This window comes from Skermanella sp. TT6 (genome assembly GCF_016653635.2).
GTDB classification, from domain to species: domain Bacteria; phylum Pseudomonadota; class Alphaproteobacteria; order Azospirillales; family Azospirillaceae; genus Skermanella; species Skermanella cutis.
Map to the genome: position 1 here is coordinate 1611628 of NZ_CP067420.1, position 22258 is coordinate 1633885.

Annotated in this window: 15 protein-coding genes and 4 tRNA genes; 13 read left to right on the forward strand and 6 right to left on the reverse strand. The window is 67.0% G+C overall.

The genetic code is table 11. The features are described from left to right. Positions 1-2 precede the first annotated feature (2 nt). From IGS68_RS07550 to IGS68_RS07570, 5 genes are all read right to left on the reverse strand, one after another. Positions 3-1307, reverse strand: coding sequence for a TIGR04295 family B12-binding domain-containing radical SAM protein (locus IGS68_RS07550; protein WP_201078588.1), 1305 nt, complete (start codon positions 1305-1307; stop codon positions 3-5). Beyond that, positions 1304-3175 (reverse strand): SDR family NAD(P)-dependent oxidoreductase, encoded by a 1872-nt coding sequence (locus tag IGS68_RS35420; protein WP_247881222.1) that lies wholly within the window; start codon positions 3173-3175, stop codon positions 1304-1306. The genes IGS68_RS07550 and IGS68_RS35420 overlap by 4 nt, the downstream gene beginning before the upstream one ends. 38 nt (positions 3176-3213) lie before the next feature. After that, positions 3214-4332 carry an NAD-dependent epimerase/dehydratase family protein gene (locus IGS68_RS07560; RefSeq protein ID WP_201078590.1) on the reverse strand — a complete coding sequence of 373 codons (1119 nt, stop codon included), beginning with the start codon at positions 4330-4332 and terminating at the stop codon, positions 3214-3216. A 159-nt stretch (positions 4333-4491) separates the two neighbouring features. Beyond that, positions 4492-4866, reverse strand: a complete 375-nt coding sequence (locus IGS68_RS07565) for a hypothetical protein (RefSeq protein WP_201078592.1) — start codon at positions 4864-4866, stop codon at positions 4492-4494. A 194-nt stretch (positions 4867-5060) separates the two neighbouring features. Next, positions 5061-5135: transfer RNA gene (locus IGS68_RS07570), tRNA-Thr, on the reverse strand. 177 nt (positions 5136-5312) lie between these two features. Between IGS68_RS07570 and IGS68_RS07575 the strand changes: the two genes are divergently transcribed. Then, on the forward strand, positions 5313-7262 hold the full coding sequence (locus IGS68_RS07575) for a bifunctional 2',3'-cyclic-nucleotide 2'-phosphodiesterase/3'-nucleotidase (protein ID WP_201078594.1): 1950 nt from the start codon (positions 5313-5315) through the stop codon (positions 7260-7262). A gap of 9 nt (positions 7263-7271) precedes the next feature. Here IGS68_RS07575 and rlmB read toward each other — a convergent pair whose 3' ends face one another. Next, the gene (rlmB, locus tag IGS68_RS07580; protein ID WP_201078596.1) at positions 7272-8117 is read right to left on the reverse strand and encodes a 23S rRNA (guanosine(2251)-2'-O)-methyltransferase RlmB; all 846 of its coding nucleotides are present in this window, start codon (positions 8115-8117) and stop codon (positions 7272-7274) included. 125 nt (positions 8118-8242) lie between these two features. On the opposite strand from rlmB, the gene IGS68_RS07585 reads away from it, so the two are divergent. The 12 genes from IGS68_RS07585 to rpoC all read left to right on the forward strand — a co-directional run bounded on the left by IGS68_RS07585 (position 8243) and on the right by rpoC (position 22229). Further along, positions 8243-8328: transfer RNA gene (locus IGS68_RS07585), tRNA-Tyr, on the forward strand. Between the two features lie 76 nt (positions 8329-8404). Next, positions 8405-8478, forward strand: a tRNA-Gly gene (locus tag IGS68_RS07590). A 90-nt stretch (positions 8479-8568) separates the two neighbouring features. Continuing rightward, complete coding sequence (gene tuf / locus IGS68_RS07595; protein WP_201073040.1) at positions 8569-9759, forward strand: elongation factor Tu; 1191 nt, start codon at positions 8569-8571, stop codon at positions 9757-9759. Between the two features lie 155 nt (positions 9760-9914). Next, positions 9915-9990, forward strand: a tRNA-Trp gene (locus tag IGS68_RS07600). A gap of 118 nt (positions 9991-10108) precedes the next feature. Continuing rightward, the gene (gene secE, locus IGS68_RS07605; protein ID WP_201078598.1) at positions 10109-10306 is read left to right on the forward strand and encodes a preprotein translocase subunit SecE; all 198 of its coding nucleotides are present in this window, start codon (positions 10109-10111) and stop codon (positions 10304-10306) included. A gap of 4 nt (positions 10307-10310) precedes the next feature. Then, complete coding sequence (gene nusG / locus IGS68_RS07610; RefSeq protein WP_201078600.1) at positions 10311-10841, forward strand: transcription termination/antitermination protein NusG; 531 nt, start codon at positions 10311-10313, stop codon at positions 10839-10841. 142 nt (positions 10842-10983) lie between these two features. Continuing rightward, the gene (gene rplK, locus IGS68_RS07615) at positions 10984-11412 is read left to right on the forward strand and encodes a 50S ribosomal protein L11 (RefSeq protein WP_201078602.1); all 429 of its coding nucleotides are present in this window, start codon (positions 10984-10986) and stop codon (positions 11410-11412) included. 6 nt (positions 11413-11418) lie between these two features. After that, positions 11419-12135, forward strand: coding sequence for a 50S ribosomal protein L1 (gene rplA / locus IGS68_RS07620; RefSeq protein WP_201078604.1), 717 nt, complete (start codon positions 11419-11421; stop codon positions 12133-12135). A gap of 300 nt (positions 12136-12435) precedes the next feature. After that, positions 12436-12966, forward strand: coding sequence for a 50S ribosomal protein L10 (gene rplJ, locus IGS68_RS07625; protein ID WP_201078606.1), 531 nt, complete (start codon positions 12436-12438; stop codon positions 12964-12966). A 48-nt stretch (positions 12967-13014) separates the two neighbouring features. Then, positions 13015-13389, forward strand: a complete 375-nt coding sequence (rplL, locus tag IGS68_RS07630) for a 50S ribosomal protein L7/L12 (RefSeq protein WP_201078608.1) — start codon at positions 13015-13017, stop codon at positions 13387-13389. Positions 13390-13648: 259 nt separating this feature from the next. After that, positions 13649-17839 (forward strand): DNA-directed RNA polymerase subunit beta, encoded by a 4191-nt coding sequence (gene rpoB / locus IGS68_RS07635; protein WP_201078610.1) that lies wholly within the window; start codon positions 13649-13651, stop codon positions 17837-17839. Positions 17840-18035: 196 nt separating this feature from the next. Beyond that, the gene (gene rpoC / locus IGS68_RS07640) at positions 18036-22229 is read left to right on the forward strand and encodes a DNA-directed RNA polymerase subunit beta' (RefSeq protein ID WP_201078612.1); all 4194 of its coding nucleotides are present in this window, start codon (positions 18036-18038) and stop codon (positions 22227-22229) included. Positions 22230-22258: the final 29 nt, after the last annotated feature.

Genomic DNA, 22258 nt, shown 5'->3' on the forward strand with positions numbered 1-22258 from the left:
GGTCAGCGCCCGTCCGGGGCGGCCAGCTCCAGTTCCCGCAGCGGCAGGGGCCGCTGGTCCTGGATGTCGCTGAAGTCCACGTGGTGGGTCAGGTAGTGGTCGAGGGCGCGTTCCCACGCCTGGTCGTCCGGCAGGCCCCACAGCTTCCGGTAGTCCGGCGAGCCGGGATAGGGGAACAGCGGCACGGGCTCGTTGGCCCAGACGCCGTGCTCCAGCAGCCGCTTCCGCCACGCATCGACCATCGCCTGGTCGTCGGTGCCGGCCTCGATCAGGTTGGCCTGGACGAAGGCGACGTGCCGCTTGGCGAAGATCAGCCGATCGGTCAGCTCGTCGGTCGACATGCGGCAGTTCTTGTCCAGGGCCTGGCGCCCTTCCGGCGTCAGGCTCTCGACGCCCGCCTCGATCGAGACGCAGCCGGCCCGGCCGAGCAGTTCCAGCATCGGCTCCTTCCACAGATCGATCCGGGTCTGGACGCCGAACTTGATCCGGCGCCCGGCCAAGGCTTCCAGCAGCTCGGCGTTGGGCAGGAAGATCTCGTCGATGAAGTAGACATACTCGACGCCCTGCGCGATCAGCCGGTCCAGCTCCTCCAGGATCACCGGGAGCGGGCGCTTGCGGTACTTGTCGCGGAAATTCTCCTTGGCGCAGAAGGAGCAGCGGTAGGGGCACCCGCGCGAGGTCTCCATCTCCGCTCCCGGACCGGGCCGGGGGCCGTTCGTATCGATGTCGAAACGGTGATGGTGGTGATGGTGGCGGGCAACCCATTCGTCGGGCCAGGACAGCGCCGGCAGGTCGGTGAAGCGCGAGGCGAAGGGGCCGCCATTGACCTTGGGGTTATCGCGCGGCCCGAAGCAGATCGACGGGATCGAGTCCCACGGCTCGTCGGCGAGGCGGGGAAGCAGCTCCTCGCACTCGCCCATCACGACCACGTCGACGCCCAGCTTGGCATAGGCCGCCCGCGGCGTGGTCGAACCGTGCGGCCCGACCGCCACCAGGGTGCCGCCGACGTCGCCGACCGCCTTCAGCACCTCCTGCGGGACCCGCAGCTCCGGCGGGGCGCAGCGCCAGAACAGGTAGCTGGGGGCGGTGGTGACCACGGTGAAGTCGGGCGCATAGTCGGTCACGCGGGCGCGGATCTCGTCCAGCCCCAGGTCCATGAGCTGGCCGTCGATGATCATCGCCTCGTGGCCGGCGCGCTCGATCAGCGCCTTGGAGTAGCCGTACTCCAGCGGCAGGTGCGGTTCGCGGCAGCCGAAATAGATGCTGCCGTCGAAGTTCCAGTTCGGGTTGATCAGGGCGAACTTCATGATGCCGCCCTCCTCAGGACGGGCGCCTCGACGCCCGCGATCCGGTTCTCGGTCAGCCAGCCGGACAGGCGCGCGATCCCCTCGGCGATCCCGACCCTCGGTTGCCACCCGGTCGCGGCGTTGAACCTGGCCGTGTCGGAGACGTAATAGAGCTGGTCGCCCGGCCGCCAGGGACCGAAGCTGACGTCGGGCCGGCGGCCGGTGGTCGATCCGATCCGGTCCAGCAGCTCGACCAGGCTGGTCGCGTTGTCGGGACCGCCGCCGATGTTGAAGGCCTGTCCCCGAATCGACGACATATGCTCCTGCGCCGCGAGAAAGGCGTCCACGAGATCCTCGACGAACAGGATGTCGCGGACCTGCCGGCCGTCGCCGTACAGGGTGATCGGCTCGCCGTCCAGCGCGCGGATCAGGAAATGGGCGACCCAGCCCTGGTCCTCGGTGCCGAACTGGTGGGGCCCGTAGATGCAGCTCATGCGGAAGACCGCGGTCGGCAGATCGTAGGTGCGGGAATAGTCCAGCACATACTGGTCGGCGCTGCCCTTCGACGCGCCGTAGGGGCTGTAGAAGTCCAGCGGGCGCGACTCGTCGATGCCGCGGGCGCGGATCTCCGGATCGGCCGGGGCGTAGCGCTCGCCTTCGAGCCGCAGTTCCAGGTCGGCCAGCTTGCCATAGACCTTGTTGGTCGAGGTGAACACCAGGGGCGGCGGCTCGGCCTGGGCCCGCATCGCCTCCAGCAGGTTGACCGTGCCCCGGGCATTGATCTCGAAGTCGGTGATCGGATCCACGAGGCTGGTGGTCACGGCGACCTGCGCCGCGAAGTGGAACATCTTGCCGGCCTGGGCGACCGCCTCGCGGAGCACGTGGGGATCGCGGATGTCGGCCAATTCGAAGGTGACCGCGCTGCCGTGGGTCGATTTCAGCCAGTCGATGTTCTGCTCGACGCCGGGGCGCGACAGGTTGTCGTAGACGATGACCCGGTGGCCCCCGCGGACCAGGCGGTCGGCCAGGTTGGTCCCGATGAAGCCGGCCCCGCCGGTGATGACCACGGGCTTGCCCGTGCTGCCCGACGCCGGACGGGGGGATCCGGGGCGGCCCAGGCGGTCGACCGAGCGGACCGCCGCGATGCCGCCCTGCTCCAGCAGCCGGCCGAGGAGCTTCGGCGAGCGGTCGGCCCGCAGCACGCCCAGTGCGTAATCCCGCTCGTCCGCATGGAAGCCCCGTGCGCTGGACTCGTCCGCGGCCAGGTCCAGGAGCGACGACCAGTAGACCCGGTCGGCCGGAGCCTCGGCCGCGGCGAGAAAGGCCCTGATCTGGCCGCGCTCGTCATGGCGCCAGGTGGAGAAGCCCGTTCCGGTGATCCACAGGGCGGGGACCCGGCCGGCCCCGGCCATCGCCTGGGCGTACTCTTCGACGACCGCTTCCCAGCCCGGCCAGGACGTATCGCCGGTGCCGGGGAACGCCCCGATGCCGACGGCGTCGATGTCGCCGAGGCCGCCCCGTTGCGCCAGCAGTTCCAGGGCCGCCGGATCAAGGCCGCTCAGCACGACCTTGCGGCCGGCCTGCCGGATCGCGGCGGCCGCTCCGGCGATCGCCGCGATCCGGCCCGGTGCGGCGGCGATCTCGACCCACTCCACGGCGGGCAGGGCCGGGAGGAGCGTCCCGACGGCATCGGGCGCATCGGCCTCGCCGAGGGCGAGGACCGGCAGCAGGTCGAACTCCGCCGCGAGGCGCGGGAGCAGCCAGCCGTGCCAGCCGCCGGAATCGGCCTGGACGCGCAAGCGGCGCACGCCCAGTCCTTTCAGGGCCGCCACGGCCTGTTCGGCGCGGGCTCGGTCGTCGGGTCGGAAGGTTGTGGTGAAGCCTGGCATGGCCGCGGGCGGATCCCTGGGGGTGTCCCGGTCGCCCATCATACGGCCAAACCCCTGGCCGCCAGTTCGCGGCTCGCCTGGTCGACCCGATCCACCGCGATCTGGCCGTCGAGCCACGCGGCCAGCTCGACCATGCCGTCGGCCAGCGACGTCTCGGGCCGGTAGCCCAGCAGCCGTTGCGCCTTGCCGATGTCGGCGAAGCAGTGCCGGATGTCGCCGACGCGGAACTTCTTGGTCAGCGTCGGCGCGATGCGCGACTTGCCGAGCGAGGCGGCGAGCTGCTCCGCAACCTCGACCACGCTGTAGCTTTCGCCGCTGCCGACGTTGAAGACATGCCCGGCGGCGTCCTTGGCGTTCAGCGCCAGATGGCAGGCGCGCGCCACGTCGGCCACATGGACGAAGTCGCGGCGCTGCAGGCCGTCCTCGAAGATCATCGGCGGATTGCCGTTGAGCAGCCGGGAGGCGAAGATCGCGAGCACGCCCGTGTACGGGTTGGACAGCGCCTGGCGCGTGCCGAACACGTTGAAGAAGCGCATCGCGACGGTCGGGATGTTGTAGGCCTGCCCGATCAGCAGGCACATGCGCTCCTGCACATACTTGTTGAGCGCATAGATCGACGACAGCGTCGGCGCCTTGTCCTCCGTCGTCGGGACGGGCGTGATCTCGCCGCCGTCCGGGCCGAGCGGCTCCCACAGGCCGTCCTTGAGCCTGGAGAGGCTGCGTTCGGCCGGGGTGACGATTTCGCCCTTGATGTCGCGGTACAGGCCCTCGCCGTAGATGCTCATGCTGCTGGCGACCACCAGCCGCTCGACAGGCCGCTCGATCAGCGCCTGGAGCAGCACCGCGGTGCCGAGGTCGTTGACGCCGACATAATCGTCGACCTGATACATGCTCTGGCCGACGCCGACCATGGCGGCGAAGTGATAGACGGCGTCGATGCCCTGAAGCGCGGACTTGACCGCGACCGGATCGCGCACGTCGCCGACGCGCAGCTCGATGTCACGGCTGAGATAGTCCGGCCGGGCGCCGCCGCTGCCGTGGACCTGCTCGGATAAATTGTCCAAAACCCGGACTTCATGGCCGGCGGCAACCAGTTCATCGGCCAGGTGCGAGCCTATGAAGCCGGCTCCGCCAGTGATGAGTATCTTTTTTGACATAAGATTGTTTTCCCCGGATTTTCTTCCAGGAGGAGAACGGGATCCGGCCGGTCGATGTTCCAATCATCCTTGCGGGGTAGAGGCTGGTGCAAGGGCATAGGACGGCTCGCCTATGAAGTTCCGGCGAGCCGTTGGGAAGGGGGGATGGGAGGGACGCCGTCAGCCGGCCGAGAAGATCATGATCAGCCCGATGACGAATGCCACCACCACGATGCCGGCGGCGATCATCGGCCCGAGATGGCTCGGAGGCGTGTCCCTGGAATGGGAATTGGCCGGGGCGTGCGCCGGCGCGGCGGGGCTTTCGTACTGGACCTTGGCGGCCGGGGTCGGCACGCCGGCCGCCTCGTCGTCGGTGCCCAGCGGAGAGGTCGCCGGATCGGGCGCGGCCACCTTGTCGCGGAACTTGCCGCTGTCGATCTGGTCTCGGAGATGACCGCGTTCCATCGGGTCGGGACTGGCTGTCTTTGCGGGATCGGGGCGGCTGGCTGCATCGTGCGCCGCGCCCATATCGCGGTCCGTTTCGCGGTCGGCCATTGGGGTTCCCTGCGCCTGTTGCTGTTCGTGTGAGTGGTCTCTTGCGGATGCGCGGCGTTGCGCGCGTCCGGGACATCAACGAGCGGGCAGGGGGTTGGTTCCAGGAAACAAGTCCCGTTAGGGCAGGGCCGCCGGGCGCGCCGCGGCGTCGTTTCTGGATTTTCCGGGTAACTTCCGGCAAACGGGGCTTCGACTGGTGCCGGCTGAGGGATTTGAACCCCCGACCTTCGGTTTACAAAACCGCTGCACTACCACTGTGCTAAGCCGGCCCCGGGTCGAACGGCATGCAGACTAGCGCCGCGGGCCGTGCTGAACAAGCCCGCGGTGAAGATTTCCTCTCCCTGCGCGAAAGGGGAGCAGGCCGGTTGACGCCCGGCGTCCGGTGCCGGTAACCCATGGGCATGCGTGGGGTCCGTGCCCCGCGTTCCGCCCTTCCGGGAGATGAGATGGACCGCAGAAGCTTCCTGTCCGCGCTGGCCCTCGGCGCGGCGACATGCCTGACCGCCACATGCTTCGCCACCGGCGCCCTGGCCGACGCTACCGTCCGGCTCCGGCTGCTCGGCACCACCGACCTGCATGTCAACGTGCTGCCCTACAACTACTATTCGGACAAGGAGGACGTCACGGTCGGGCTGGCGCGCACCGCCACCCTCATCGCCAAGGCCCGGGACGAAGCGAAGAACAGCCTGCTGCTTGACAATGCCGACGCGATCCAGGGCAATCCGCTCGGCGATTTCGTGGCCCGCGAGCGCGGCCTGAGGCGCGGCGACGTCCATCCCGTCTACAAGGCGATGAACCTGCTGAAGTACGATGCCGCCACGGTCGGCAACCACGAGTTCAACTACGGCCTGGATTTCCTCGGCGACGCGCAGGCCGGCGCCGCCTTTCCGGTCGTGGCCGCCAATGTCGAGCGTGCCGGCGACGGCAAGCCCTATTTCAAGCCCTACGAGATCCTGACGCGGCAGGTGGTGGACGAGTCGGGGAAGTCGCATCCGCTGAAGATCGGCGTCATCGGTTTCGTCACCCCCCAGATCACCACCTGGGACAAGGCCGCCCTGGAGGGCCGGGTCGTCACCACCGACATCGTCGAGGCTGCCCGCAAGTACGTGCCCGAACTGCGCGCCAAGGGGGCCGACATCGTGGTGGCCCTCAGCCACAGCGGCTTGTCGGCCGAGCCGCGGGTCGGCGGGGAGGAGAACGCGGCCTGGTACCTCGCCGGGGTCCAGGGGATCGACGCGATCCTCACCGGGCACCAGCACAAGGTCTTTCCCGGCCCGGATTTCGCCGGATTGCCCGACACCGACATGGCCAAGGGCAAGGTCCGCGGCGTCCCCGTCGTGATGCCGGGCTTCTGGGGCAGCCACCTGGGCCTGATCGACCTGATCCTGAAGGAGGAGGGCGGAAAATGGTCGGTCGCCGACGCGGTTTCCTCCGTGCGGCCGATCTGGGAGACCCGGGACAAGCGGAAGGTGGCGCTGGTCGAGTCGGATCCCGCCATCGTCGAGGCGCTGAAGGCCGACCACGAGGCGACGCTGGCCTATGTCCGGCAGCCGATCGGCGAGACGACGGCGCCGATCAACAGCTATTTCGCCCTGGTCCAGGACGACCCTTCCGTCCAGATCGTGACCAACGCGCAGGTCTGGTACGCCAAGCGGATGCTGGCCGGCACCGAGTACGAGGGCCTGCCGGTGCTGTCGGCCGGAGCGCCGTTCAAGGCCGGCGGCCGCGGCGGGCCGGACTATTACACCGACATTCCGGTGGGCCGGATCGCGATCAGGAACGCGGCCGACCTCTATCTCTATCCCAATACCCTGCGCGCCGTGGTGATGACCGGCGCCCAGGTGCGGCAATGGCTGGAGATGTCGGCTGGCGCGTTCAACCGGATCGACCCGGCGCAGGCGGGCGAGCAGCCGCTGCTGAACCCCTCGTTCCCCAGCTACAATTTCGATGTCATCGACGGCGTGACCTACCGGATCGACGTGTCGCAGCCGGCCCGCTACGACGGCGACGGCAAGCTCGCGGCGCCCGCCTCGCACCGCATCAAGGACCTGGCCTTCGAAGGCCGGCCGATTGACGAGTCGCGGCGGTTCGTCGTCGTGACCAACAACTACCGTGCCGGCGGCGGCGGCAAGTTTCCGGGCCTCGACGGGTCGAACGTCATCCTGGAGGCCCCGGACGAGAACCGCACGGTGCTGGTCAACTACATCTTCGACCGCCGGACCATCGACCCGGCATCCGACGGGAACTGGTCGCTCAGCCCGATCGGCGGCGACGCGGTGGTGACCTTCCCCTCGTCGCCGAAGGCGAAGGAGGCGATTCCCGCCGGAAGCAGGATCAGCGCGCTCGGCGACGCCGGCGACGGCTTCGCGAAGTACCGCATCGACCTGTCCCGGTAGGATGCCGGCTCAACGAAGCCGGGCCAGTTCGTAGAGCGCCACCGCCGCGGCGTTGGACACGTTCAGGCTGCCGATCGGCCCGCCGGTCGGCAGCCGGGCGATCTCGTCGCAGCGTTCCATGGTGAGGCGCCGCAGCCCGCTGCCCTCGGCGCCCAGCACCAGCGCGACGCGGCCCTTCAGTTCCATCCGGGCGAGCGTCCTGGCACCCGATTCGTCAAGCCCGACGCACCAGTAGCCGGCCTCGCGCAGCTCGGTCAGCGAGCGGGCGAGATTGACGATCCGCACCAGGGGCACGACTTCGGCGGCACCCGAGGCGCTCTTCGCCAGCGTGCCGGTCAGCTCGGGCGCGTTGCGGTCGGGCAGGACCACGGCGCTGGCCCCGAAGGCGGCCGCGGAACGCAGGATGGCGCCCACGTTGTGCGGATCGGTCACCTGGTCCAGCACGACGATCACGTCGCCCTCCCTCATCGATCCCTGCCGGACGATGTCCTCCAGGTCGATCTCCGGCAGGGGGGCGGCATCCAACACCAGTCCCTGGTGGACGGCGCCGGGCGGCAGCAGGCGGTCCAGCTCGGTCCGTTCCGTCACGGTCGGCTTGGGCCGCTCCAGCCCGGCGGCGCGCGCCTGGTCCAGGGCGCCCGCGAGGCTCGCGAGTCCCGCCTCGGTCGCGAGCAGGCGGGTGCAGCGCCGGTCCGGGTTGGTCCAGGCCGCGGCGACCGGATGGAGCCCGAACAGCAGGCCGGGACGGCCGGACTGGGCGCCGCCGGGCTTGTGCCGGCGGCCGGGCTGGCCGGGCGGCTGGCCGGGTGTCTGGGAAGCGGGATGGGCGGGGCGGGGCGGCTTGCGTCTGGTCATGATGGAACCGACTTTGCCCCGCCTCGAATTACGACGCCAGCGTTGAGTTCGGCCATCTTTAGCCGTTGACATTGGGAGCGAAATTACCATAGTGCGCATCTCCGTCCCGGGCGACCGGGGCGGTTGGAAGGGTGGCCGAGTGGTTAAAGGCAGCAGACTGTAAATCTGCCCGCGATAGCGTACGCTGGTTCGAATCCAGCCCCTTCCACCATCTCTGCCATCAGGGCCGGATCCTCCGGCCGGGATCGGCAGACCGGTGTCGATGGCGCCGTCAGGAAATGGTTCGGGCGGGTGTAGCTCAATGGTAGAGCTCCAGTCTTCCAAACTGGTGACGAGGGTTCGATTCCCTTCACCCGCTCCATTCCTCGACGACGCGGCCGCCGGCTCCGGTAAGTTTTGGTTTTTGATCTTCGGATGGATGTCGGCTAAAGCCGCGGGGACAGAAAGAGCGATGGCGAAGGCGAAATTTGAGCGGACCAAGCCGCACTGCAACATCGGCACGATCGGTCACGTCGACCACGGCAAGACCTCGTTGACGGCGGCGATCACCAAGGTTCTGGCCGAGACGGGCGGTGCGACGTTCACCGCGTACGACCAGATCGACAAGGCGCCGGAGGAGAAGGCCCGCGGCATCACGATCTCGACGGCGCACGTCGAGTACGAGACGGCCAACCGCCACTATGCCCACGTCGACTGCCCGGGCCACGCCGACTACGTGAAGAACATGATCACGGGTGCCGCGCAGATGGACGGCGCGATCCTGGTGGTGTCGGCGGCCGACGGCCCGATGCCGCAGACCCGCGAGCACATCCTGCTGGCCCGGCAGGTCGGCGTCCCGGCGATCGTGGTGTTCCTGAACAAGGTCGACATGGTCGACGACCCCGAGCTGCTGGAGCTGGTCGAGCTGGAAGTGCGCGAGCTGCTGAGCAGCTACGATTTCCCCGGCGACGACATCCCGATCGTCCACGGCTCGGCGCTGATGGCGCTGGAGGACAAGAGCCCGGAGATCGGCAAGGAAGCCGTCCTGAAGCTGATGGCGGCGGTTGACGAGTACATCCCGCAGCCGGAGCGCCCGGTCGACCGTCCGTTCCTGATGCCGATCGAGGATGTGTTCTCGATCTCGGGCCGCGGCACCGTGGTGACCGGCCGCGTCGAGCGCGGCATCGTCAAGGTCGGCGAGGAGATCGAGATCGTCGGCCTGAAGAACACGGTCAAGACCACCGTGACCGGCGTCGAGATGTTCCGCAAGCTGCTCGACCAGGGCCAGGCGGGCGACAACATCGGCGCCCTGCTGCGCGGCACCAAGCGCGAGGACGTCGAGCGCGGCCAGGTGCTGGCCAAGCCCGGCTCGATCACGCCGCACACCGTGTTCAAGGCCGAGGCCTACATCCTGACCAAGGAAGAGGGCGGCCGGCACACGCCGTTCTTCACCAACTACCGTCCGCAGTTCTACTTCCGGACCACGGACGTGACCGGCATGGTGGCCCTGCCGGAAGGCACCGAGATGGTCATGCCCGGCGACAACGTCGCCATGACCGTCACCCTGATCGCCCCGATCGCCATGGACGAAGGCCTCCGCTTCGCCATCCGCGAGGGCGGCCGCACCGTCGGCGCCGGCGTCGTCGCCAGCATCATCAAGTAAGGTTCCGCTGACCTGGCCGCCGCCGGAGAATTATTTTCCGGCGGCGGCCTTTTCGCTGGATTGTTGCCGAAGGATCCGATAAAACCCCCCGCCACCCCGAAGTCGAGACGGCAGCGTCTTCGGCGCAGGGGCAAAGTCCGGCGGACGGGCGCCGTAGGAGTGTAGCTCAATTGGTAGAGCACCGGTCTCCAAAACCGGGGGTTGGGGGTTCGAGCCCCTCCACTCCTGCCACTCTTGGCAGGCGGACATCCGAGCAGGCGATGACGGCACAGGCCGTGACGATCTGAATTTCTGGCCGGCGCCTTGATGGCGACGGCTGTACTTAAGTGAGACTGGCGGCCCAACCGCGATGGCTAAAAAGAACCCTGCAGAATTCGCTCGCGAAGTCCGGCGCGAGGTGGCCAAGGTTACCTGGCCGACGCGCAAGGAAACGACGATCACCTCCGGCATGGTGTTCGTGATGGTCATCGCCGCGTCCCTGTTCTTCCTGCTGGTCGACCAGGTGCTGTCGTTGGGCGTCCGCACGATTCTCGGCCTGGGAGTCTGAAGCCATGGCGATGCGCTGGTACGTCGTTCACGTCTATTCCGGCTTCGAGAAGAAGGTCGCGCAGGGCATCCGCGAGAAGGCCGCCCAGAAGGGCCTCGCCGAGATGTTCGAGGAAATCCTGGTGCCGACCGAGGAAGTGGTCGAGGTTCGCCGGGGCGCCAAGGTCAACGCCGAGCGGAAGTTCTTTCCCGGCTATGTCCTGGTGAAGATGGAACTGAGCGACGAGACCTGGAGTCTCGTGAAGAACACGCCGAAAGTCACCGGCTTCCTGGGCGGCGGCGGCAAGCCGCAGCCGATCAGCCAGTCCGAGGCCGAGCGGATCATCTACCAGGTCCAGGAGGGCATCGAGCGGCCCAAGCCGTCGATCACCTTCGAGGTCGGAGAGCAGGTCCGGGTCAACGACGGCCCCTTCACCTCCTTCACCGGCATGGTCGAGGAAGTGGACGAGGAGAAGGCCAGGCTCAAGGTCGCGGTGTCGATCTTCGGCCGCTCCACCCCGGTGGAGCTGGAATACGGGCAGGTCGAGAAGATCTGATCCCGGCGTCGGGGCGCCCAGGCGTCCCGGCTGATTTGTGCGGGAGGCTCGCCATGGCCGTACCGCGCGCCCTGCAGCCCCGCGGTCCTGTTTCCGGGGGTTGCGACATGGTCCTCCGAGGACCATTTGGAGAGGTGTCACGATGGCAAAGAAGATTATCGGCTACATCAAGCTTCAGGTGCCGGCCGGCAAGGCCAACCCGTCGCCGCCGATCGGTCCGGCGCTGGGTCAGCGCGGCCTGAATATCATGGAGTTCTGCAAGGCGTTCAACGCGCGGACCGCGGACCTGGAGGTCGGCATGCCGATCCCGGTCGTGATCACCGCGTTCGGCGACCGTACCTTCACCTTCGTCACGAAGACCCCGCCGGCGACCTACTTCATCAAGAAGGCCGCCAACATCACCAAGGGCTCGCAGACGACCGGCAAGGGCTTCATCGGCCAGATCTCGATGGATCAGATCCGCGAGATCGCGCAGACGAAGATGGTCGACCTCAACGCCAACGACGTTGACGGCGCCGCCAAGATGATCGCGGGCTCCGCCCGTTCCATGGGCCTGGAAGTGGTGGAGTAAGAGACCATGGCACGTATCGGAAAGCGCCTCAAGAACGCCTACCAGGGCATCGACCGCGACGGCTTCCTGCCGCTGGAAGACGCCCTCCGGCTGATCAAGTCCAAGGCGACCGCCAAGTTCGACGAGACCATCGAGCTCGCGATGAACCTGGGCATCGACCCCCGCCACGCCGACCAGATGGTCCGCGGCATGGTCACCCTGCCGAACGGCACCGGCAAGACCGTCCGCGTCGCGGTGTTCGCGCGCGCCAACAAGGCCGAGGAGGCCCTGGCGGCCGGCGCCGACATCGTCGGTGCGGATGACCTGGCCGAGAAGATCCAGGCCGGCGAGATCAACTTCGACCGGTGCATCGCCACCCCGGACATGATGGCCGTGGTCGGCAAGCTCGGCAAGATCCTGGGTCCGCGCGGCCTGATGCCGAACCCGAAGCTGGGCACGGTGACCCCGAACGTGACCGAGGCCGTCAAGGCGGCCAAGGGCGGTTCGGTCGAGTTCCGCGCCGAGAAGACCGGCATCGTGCATGCGGGCGTCGGCAAGGCCAGCTTCAGCGACGACGCGCTGCTGGAGAACATCCGGGCCTTCGTCGGCGCGATCAACCGCGCCAAGCCGACGGGCGCCAAGGGCCAGTACATCGAGAAGATCTCGCTCAGCTCGACCATGGGTCCGGGCGTGAAGCTGGATCTCTCGACCATCGCCGCGGCGGGCACCACCGCCAACGCGTAAGGGACATGGCGGCGGGACCGGGCGACCGGAACCGCCGCCGTCAGGACGGTGTCCGCACCGTCCGCCCTGTCCGAGACTGCAGGCGCCGGTTCGCCGGCCTAAGATTCGCCTGCATAGACGGGAGTTGCAACCGATTACCGGACGGGTGAAGCCCCGGCCGGCACTGACGGCTTGAACTTCTGGGACAGGTAAACCGGGACCGTTCCCCCCACTCACTTGGGGAGGGGTTCCAATTGTCTGCACGGCAGGGGTTTCCTCAAGGTCGAGGGTGCCCAGGCCATTTAGCAACGGAGACGATCCGTGGACCGCACTCAGAAGGAAGAGACGGTCGCGGCGTTGCACTCTGCGTTGCAGGACACCGGTCTCGTCGTCGTCACCCAGCAGAGCGGGATGACGGTGGCCGAGGTGACGGACCTGCGCCGCAAGATGCGCGCTGCGGGCGCCAGCTTCAAGGTGACGAAGAACCGGCTCGCTCGCATCGCCCTCAAGGGTACGCAGTTCGAAGGTTTGGACGGGTTGTTCAAGGGGCCGACCGCGGTCGCCTACTCGAAGGACCCGGTCGCGGCCGCCAAGGTGGCCGCCGACTATGCCAAGGGCAACGACAAGTTCAAGATTGTCGGCGGCTCTCTCGGCACCCAGACCCTCGACGTCGAAGGTGTCAAGGCGCTCGCGTCCTTGCCGTCGCTCGACGAACTGCGCGGCAAGCTCCTGGGCATGATCAGCACTCCCGCGACCCGTATCGCCGGTGTGCTTCAGGCTCCGGGTGGCCAGGTGGCCCGCGTTCTCGCGGCCTATGCCGACGCCCAGAACAAGCAGGACGAGGCGGCTTAAGCCTCCTTACGATCTAAACAGAAGTTCAAGCTCAAAACGGAGTTCAAAATGGCTGATCTGGCCAAGCTGGTTGACGACCTGTCCGCTCTGACCGTCCTCGAGGCGGCCGAGCTTTCCAAGATGCTCGAAGAGAAGTGGGGCGTTTCCGCCGCCGCTCCGGTGGCCGCCGCTGCCGCCGCTCCGGCCGCCGCCGCCGCGCCGGTCGAGGAGCAGACCGAGTTCAACGTGATCCTCTCCGCCGCCGGCGACAAGAAGATCAACGTCATCAAGGAAGTCCGCGCCATCACCGGCCTGGGCCTCAAGGAGGCGAAGGACCTGGTGGAAGGCGCTCCGAAGCCGGTCAAGGAGGCCGTGTCGAAGGACGAGGCCGCCAAGATCAAAAAACAGCTTGAAGAAGCGGGCGCGACGGTCGACATTAAGTAAGACCGTCTTGCTGAACGACAGAGTTCATATTCAAGCGCTTGACGACGGCCTGCCCCCCGAAAGGGGGCATGCCGTCGAACGGCGTTGTATGCATTTTCTGGCGGCAGTCGTATGGTGCCCGGTGTCTGCCGCGCAGCGTATGACGACGGACATGACACAGTATACGGTGCGCAACCTTCCGTAAGGTTAACGGAAAGGCTGCGGCACCGTTTCGCGTCCCTTGGGGACGCAAAATCGGATGAGTCTACGAGGGGCATCCATGGCCAAATCCTTTACGGGACGTAAGCGTGTTCGCATGAGCTTCGGGAGGATCCCCGAGGTAACCCGCATGCCCAACCTCATCGAGGTGCAGCGGAGCTCCTACGATCACTTCCTCCAGATGGACGTCCCGCCCGAGCGCCGCGGCAATGTGGGCCTGCAGGAGGTGTTCCGGTCTGTTTTCCCGATCAAGGACTTCTCCGACCGCGCCGTGCTCGACTTCGTGAAGTATGAGCTTGAACAGCCGAAATACGATGTCGAAGAGTGCCAGCAGCGCGGGATGACCTTCGCGGCTCCGCTCAAGGTGACCCTGCGCCTCAGCGTCTTCGACGTCGAGGAGGAAACCGGCCTCCGGTCGATCCGCGACATCAAGGAGCAGGACGTCTACATGGGCGACATGCCCCTGATGACGGCGAACGGCACCTTCGTGATCAACGGCACCGAGCGGGTCATCGTCAGCCAGATGCACCGCAGCCCCGGCGTCTTCTTCGACCATGACAAGGGCAAGACCCACAGCTCCGGCAAGTACCTGTTCGCCGCCCGCGTCATCCCCTACCGCGGTTCCTGGCTGGACTTCGAATTCGACGCCAAGGACCTGGTCTTCGTCCGCATCGACCGCCGCCGCAAGCTGCCGGCGACCACGCTGCTGTTCGCCCTGGACAGCGCGGAGACGGCAGCCCTGCGCGAGGAGCGCGGACCCCAGGGCCTGCAGCCCTACGAGGCGCAGGGCATGTCGAAGGAGGAGATCCTCGGCACCTTCTACGACAGCATCGTCTACGAGCGGGCGGCCAACGGCTGGAAGACCCCGTTCAACGCCGATCGCATGAAGGGCATCAAGCTGGTCGGCGACCTGATCGACGCCAAGACCGGCACCGTGATGGCCGAGGCCGGCACCAAGATGACCCCGCGGGCGATCCGCAAGCTGGTCGACCAGGGCCTGGAGGAGCAGCTCGTCGCGACCGAGGAGCTGGCCGGCCGGTACCTGGCCGCCGACCTGATCAACGAGAAGACGGGCGAAGTCTACCACGAGGCCGGTGACGAGCTGTCGCTGGTCGACATCGAGAAGCTGGAGAAGGCCGGGATCAGCTCGATCCCCGTGCTGGCGATCGACCACATCAATGTCGGCTCGTACATCCGCAACACGATGGCCGCGGACCGCAACGCGTCCCGCGAGGACGCGCTGATCGACATCTACCGGGTCATGCGCCCGGGCGAGCCGCCGACCCTGGAGTCCGCGGAAGCGCTGTTCAACGGCCTGTTCTTCGACCAGGAGCGCTACGACCTGTCCGCGGTCGGCCGCGTCAAGATGAACGCGCGCCTGGGCTTCAAGACCGACGACCAGATGCGGGTGCTCCGCAAGGAGGACATCCTCTCGATCCTCAAGGTCCTGGTCGAGCTGAAGGACGGCCGCGGCGAGATCGACGACATCGACCACCTGGGCAACCGCCGCGTCCGCTCGGTCGGCGAGCTGATGGAGAACCAGTACCGCGTCGGACTGCTGCGCATGGAGCGCGCGATCCGCGAGCGCATGAGCTCGGTCGAGATCGACACGGTCATGCCGCACGACCTGATCAACGCCAAGCCGGCGGCCGCCGCCGTGCGCGAGTTCTTCGGGTCGTCGCAGCTCTCCCAGTTCATGGACCAGACCAACCCGCTGTCGGAGATCACCCACAAGCGGCGCCTGTCGGCCCTCGGCCCGGGCGGCCTGACCCGCGAGCGGGCGGGCTTCGAGGTGCGCGACGTGCACCCGACGCACTACGGCCGCATCTGCCCGATCGAGACGCCGGAAGGCCCGAACATCGGCCTGATCAACTCGCTGGCCACCTACGCCCGCGTCAACCAGTACGGCTTCATCGAGAGCCCGTACCGGAAGGTCGTGGACGGCAAGGTGACGGACGAGGTCGTCTATCTCTCGGCGATGGAGGAGGGCCGCTACACGGTCGCCCAGGCCAACGCCGAGTTGAACGAGGACGGCAGCTTCGTGGAGGACCTGGTGTCCTGCCGCCAGGGCGGCGAGTACCTGATGTTCCGCCCCGAGGCGATCAGCCTGATCGACGTCTCGCCGAAGCAGCTGGTGTCCGTCGCCGCGGCGCTGATCCCGTTCCTGGAGAACGACGACGCCAACCGCGCGCTGATGGGCTCCAACATGCAGCGCCAGGCGGTGCCGCTGATCCAGTCCGACGCGCCGCTGGTCGGCACCGGCATGGAAGCGACCGTCGCCCGCGACTCGGGCGTGGCGATCGCGGCCCGCCGGTCGGGCGTGATCGACCAGGTGGACGCGACCCGTATCGTGATCCGCGCCACGGAGGAGACCAACACGGCCGCCCCCGGCGTCGATATCTACAACCTGCTGAAGTTCCAGCGGTCGAACCAGAACACCTGCATCACCCAGCGTCCGCTGGTGCGTGTCGGTGACCGGGTGCAGGCCGGCGACATCATCGCCGACGGCCCCTCGACCCAGCTGGGCGAGCTGGCCCTGGGCCGGAACGTGCTGGTCGCGTTCATGCCCTGGAACGGCTACAACTTCGAGGACTCGATCCTGATCTCCGAGCGGATCGTGAGCGACGACGTCTTCACCTCGATCCATATCGAGGAGTTCGAGGTCATGGCCCGCGACACCAAGCTGGGCCAGGAGGAGATCACCCGCGACATCCCCAACGTCGGCGAAGAGGCCCTGAAGAACCTCGACGAGGCGGGCATCGTCTATATCGGTGCCGAGGTGAAGCCGGGCGACATCCTAGTCGGCAAGGTGACGCCGAAGGGCGAAAGCCCGATGACGCCGGAAGAGAAGCTGCTTCGCGCCATCTTCGGCGAGAAGGCGTCCGACGTGCGCGACACGTCGCTGCGCCTGCCGCCGGGCGTCGCTGGCACCATCGTCGAGGTGCGCGTCTTCTCCCGCCGCGGCGTGGACAAGGACGAGCGCGCGATGGCAATCGAGCGCGCCGAGATCGAGCGCCTGGCCAAGGACCGCGACGACGAGCGCAAGATCCTGGAGCGCAGCTTCTACGGCCGCCTGCGCGAGCTGCTGATCGGCCAGAAGTCGGTCAGCGGTCCCAAGGGCTTCCGCACCGGCGCCGAGATCACCGAAGCCGATCTCGCTCCCCTGACCGGTGGCCAGACCCGCCAGATCAGCGTCGAGAACGAGCAGGTGATGGAGACCATCGAGCAGGTCGGCAAGGTGTTCGACGACTCGATCGACGCCCTCCAGGCCCGCTTCGAGAACAAGGTCGAGAAGCTGCAGCGCGGCGACGAGCTCCCGCCGGGCGTGATGAAGATGGTCAAGGTCTTCGTCGCGGTGAAGCGCAAGCTTCAGCCGGGCGACAAGATGGCCGGCCGGCACGGCAACAAGGGCGTGATCTCCAAGATCATTCCCAAGGAGGACATGCCGTTCCTGGAAGACGGCCGGCAGGTCGACATCGTGCTGAACCCGCTGGGCGTGCCGTCGCGCATGAATGTCGGGCAGATCCTGGAGACCCACCTGGGCTGGGCCGCGGCCGGGCTCGGGCGCCAGATCGACCAGATGGTCCAGACCTACCGTTCGGCGGCCAAACGCAGCTCCGACGACGGCATGACCAAGGTCATCGCCGACCTGAAGGAGAAGCTGAAGGCGGTCTACGGCAAGGCCTACGACACCGACGTCGCCGACCTGTCGGACAAGGAACTGCTGGAGCTGGCCGGAAACCTGCGGATCGGCGTGCCTTTCGCCACTCCCGTCTTCGACGGCGCGCGCGAGGACGACATCTGCCGGATGCTGGAGATGGCGGGCCTGGACAAGTCGGGCCAGAGCACGCTGATCGACGGCCGGACCGGAGAGCCGTTCGACCGCAAGGTGACCGTCGGCTACATCTACATGCTGAAGCTGCACCACCTGGTGGACGACAAGATCCACGCCCGGTCGATCGGTCCCTACAGCCTGGTCACCCAGCAGCCGCTGGGCGGCAAGGCCCAGTTCGGCGGGCAGCGTTTCGGCGAGATGGAGGTCTGGGCGCTGGAAGCCTATGGCGCCGCCTACACCTTGCAGGAAATGCTCACGGTCAAGTCGGACGACGTGTCCGGTCGTACCAAGGTCTACGAGGCGATCGTCCGCGGCGACGACAACTTCGAGGCCGGTATCCCGGAATCGTTCAACGTGCTGGTCAAGGAGCTGCGTTCGCTCGGCTTGAACGTCGAGCTGAACCAACGGGCCTACTGATCCGGGCGGACCGGGGCGGGGGGCGGTGAGAGCCGCCCCCGTCCGTTTCCATCCGGAACTCCGCTGCCGGGCGATGATTTTGGGATCATGACCGGCGGAATGCTGTTCGAGACATAATCAGACGGCGGATATCCGTGATTTCCATCCGCCGCTCTCAGCCGGTCCACCGGGCCGGCCCCGCTCAGGGGAGAGGTTCATGAACGAGTTGATGAATATTTTCGGCCAGGTCCAGGGCCCGCAGAGCTTCGATCAGATCCGTATCTCGATCGCGAGCCCCGAGCGGATCCGCTCCTGGTCCTTCGGCGAGATCAAGAAGCCGGAGACCATCAACTACCGTACCTTCAAGCCGGAACGCGACGGGCTGTTCTGCGCCCGTATCTTCGGTCCGATCAAGGATTACGAGTGCTTGTGCGGCAAGTACAAGCGCATGAAGTACCGCGGCATCATCTGCGAGAAGTGCGGCGTCGAGGTCACCCTGTCCAAGGTGCGCCGCGAACGCATGGGCCATATCGAGCTGGCCTCGCCGGTGGCGCACATCTGGTTCCTGAAGTCCCTGCCGAGCCGCATCGGCCTGCTGCTCGACATGACGCTGAAGGATCTGGAGCGGGTCCTGTATTTCGAGAACTACGTCGTGGTCGAGCCCGGCCTGACCCCGCTGAAGCTCCACCAGCTTCTCGGCGAGGAGGAGTATATCTCCGCCCAGGAAGAGTACGGCGACGACGCGTTCGAAGCCAAGATCGGCGCCGAGGCGCTGGGCCACATGCTGTCCCAGATCGACCTGGAGCAGGAGCGCATCACCTGCCGCGACGAGCTGCGGGAGACCAACTCCGAGGCGAAGCGCAAGAAGCTGGTCAAGCGGCTGAAGCTGATCGAGGCGTTCCAGGAATCCGGCTCCCGGCCGGAATGGATGATCCTGAACGTCATCCCGGTCATCCCGCCCGAGCTGCGTCCGCTGGTCCCGCTCGACGGCGGCCGGTTCGCGACCTCGGACCTGAACGACCTGTACCGCCGCGTGATCAACCGGAACAACCGCCTGAAGCGGCTGATCGAGCTGAAGGCGCCGGACATCATCGTGCGCAACGAGAAGCGCATGCTGCAGGAGGCCGTCGACGCCCTGTTCGACAACGGCCGCCGCGGCCGGGTCATCACGGGCGCCAACAAGCGCCCGCTGAAGTCGCTGTCCGACATGCTGAAGGGCAAGCAGGGCCGGTTCCGTCAGAACCTGCTCGGCAAGCGCGTCGACTATTCCGGCCGTTCGGTCATCGTGGTCGGCCCGGAGCTGAAGCTGCACCAGTGCGGCCTGCCGAAGAAGATGGCGCTCGAGCTGTTCAAGCCCTTCATCTACGCCAAGCTCGAGCTGTACGGCATGGCTTCGACCATCAAGGCGGCGAAGCGCATGGTCGAGAAGGAGCGGCCGGAGGTCTGGGACATCCTCGAGGAGGTCATCCGCGAGCATCCGGTCCTGCTGAACCGCGCGCCGACGCTGCACCGCCTGGGCATCCAGGCGTTCGAGCCGACGCTGATCGAGGGCAAGGCGATCCAGCTGCACCCGCTGGTCTGCACCGCCTTCAACGCTGACTTCGACGGCGACCAGATGGCGGTCCACGTGCCGCTGTCGCTGGAAGCCCAGCTCGAAGCGCGCGTCCTGATGATGTCGACCAACAACATCCTGTCGCCCGCCAACGGCAAGCCGATCATCGTGCCCAGCCAGGACATCGTCCTGGGCCTGTACTACATCACGATGGACCGGGCCGGCGAGAAGGGCGAGGGCATGGCCTTCGCCAATATCGGCGAGATCCAGCAGGCGCTGGACGCCAAGGCGGTCAGCCTGCACGCCCGCGTCAAGGCCCGCTACAAGACGATCGACGACGAGGGCAAGCCGATCACCGTGCGGGTGGAGACGACCCCGGGCCGCATGCTGCTGTCCGAGATCCTGCCGCGCAACAAGATGGTCCCCTTCTCGGTCATCAACCGCCTGCTGACCAAGAAGGAGATCACCAACGTCATCGATCTGGTCTACCGCCATTGCGGCCAGAAGGAGACGGTGATCTTCGCCGACCGGCTGATGAAGCTGGGCTTCGGCCATGCCTGCCGCGCCGGCATCTCGTTCGGCAAGGACGACATGGTCATCCCGCCGGAGAAGCAAGCGCTGGTCGCCGACGCGCAGGAGCGGGTCAAGGAGTACGAGCAGCAGTACCTGGACGGCCTGATCACCCAGGGCGAGAAGTACAACAAGGTCGTCGACGTCTGGTCGGAAACCACCGAGAAGGTGGCCAACGCCATGATGGACGTGATCAAGAAGGACCGTCCGGGCCAGGGCATCAACTCGGTCTACATGATGGCGCATTCCGGTGCCCGTGGTTCGGCCGCCCAGATCAAGCAGCTGGCCGGCATGCGCGGCCTGATGGCCAAGCCGTCGGGCGAGATCATCGAGACGCCGATCATCTCGAACTTCAAGGAAGGCCTGACCGTGCTGGAGTACTTCAACTCCACCCACGGTGCCCGTAAGGGTCTGGCCGACACCGCCTTGAAGACGGCGAACTCGGGCTACCTGACCCGCCGCCTCGTGGACGTGGCCCAGGACGCGATCATCGTCGAGGTCGATTGCGGCACTACCGACGGCATCACCGTCAAGGCCGTGATCGAGGGCGGCGAGGTCATCGCTCCGCTGGCGGACCGCATCCTGGGCCGCACCACGGCCGTCGAGCTGAAGAACCCGCTGACCGGCGAGATCGTCGTGGACGCGGGCGCTCTGATCGACGAGGCGCTGGTGGACAAGATCGAGCAGGCCGGCATCGACTCGGTGCTGATCCGGTCTGTCCTGACCTGCCACACCCGCGACGGCGTGTGCGCCAAGTGCTACGGCCGCGACCTGGCCCGCGGCACCCTGGTGAATGTCGGCGAGGCGGTCGGCGTCATCGCGGCGCAGTCGATCGGGGAGCCGGGTACCCAGCTGACCATGCGTACCTTCCACATCGGCGGCGCCGCCCAGCGCGGTGCCGAGCAGTCCTCGGTCGAGGCGGCGTTCGACGCGACCCTCCAGATCAAGAACCGCAACGTGGTTCTGAACTCCGAGGGCGTGCCGGTCGTCATGGGACGGAACTGCGAGTTGGTGCTGGTGGACGACCAGGGCCGCGAGAAGGCGCGTCACCGTATTCCCTACGGTGCCAAGCTGCTGGCGGCCGAGGACGAGAAGGTCGAGCGCGGCCGCAAGCTGGCCGAGTGGGACCCGTACACCCTGCCGATCATCACCGAGCGCGAGGGTATCGCCAACTACGTCGACCTGATCGAGGGCGTGTCCGTCCGCGAGGTCATGGACGAGGCGACCGGTATCTCCAGCAAGGTGGTGGTGGACTGGCGCCAGCAGCCCCGCGGTGCCGACCTCCGTCCGCGCATCACCCTGCGGGACGAGAACGGCGACGTGGTCAAGCTGCCGAACGGCATGGAAGCGCGCTACTACATGTCGGTCGACGCCATCCTGTCGATCGAGAACGGCGCCCGCGTGCGGGCGGGCGACGTGCTGGCCCGCATCCCGCGCGAAGGCTCCAAGACGCGCGACATCACCGGCGGTCTGCCGCGCGTGGCCGAGCTGTTCGAGGCCCGCCGCCCGAAGGACTTCGCGATCATCTCGGAGACCGACGGCCGGGTCGAGTTCGGCAAGGACTACAAGACCAAGCGCCGGATCGTGGTCGTTCCCAACGACGAGAGCGAGCAGCCCAAGGAATACCTGATCCCCAAGGGCAAGCACATCTCGGTCCAGGAAGGCGACTATGTCCAGCGCGGCGACCTCCTGATGGACGGCAACCCCGTGCCGCACGACATCCTGGCGGTCATGGGCGTGGAGGCGCTGGCCGCCTACCTCACCAATGAGATCCAGGAGGTCTACCGGTTGCAGGGCGTGAAGATCAACGACAAGCACATCGAGGTGATCGTCCGCCAGATGCTGCAGAAGGTCGAGATCGAGGACGCCGGCGACACCACCTTCCTGGTGGGCGAGCAGGTGGACCGTCAGGAGTTCGACATCGAGAACGAGAAGGTCATCGCGGAAGCCGGCGCCGACGGCGTCCAGCTTCGTCCGGCCAAGGCGCGCCCCGTCCTGCAGGGCATCACCAAGGCCTCGCTCCAGACCAAGTCGTTCATCTCCGCCGCTTCGTTCCAGGAAACCACCCGCGTGCTGACCGAGGCTGCCGTCTCGGGCCGCGTGGACAACCTGGACGGGCTGAAGGAGAACGTGATCGTCGGTCGCCTGATCCCGGCCGGTACCGGCTCGGTGGTCAACCGCCTGAAGCAGATCGCCGCCGAGCGCGACCGGGAGACCACCCCGATCGAGCACGACGGCAGCGAGAGCGTCATGCCGGGCCTGCCGGAAAGCCGGCCCAACGTGGCGTAAGCCGCGGGTCCGACGCCAAGCATGGAAAG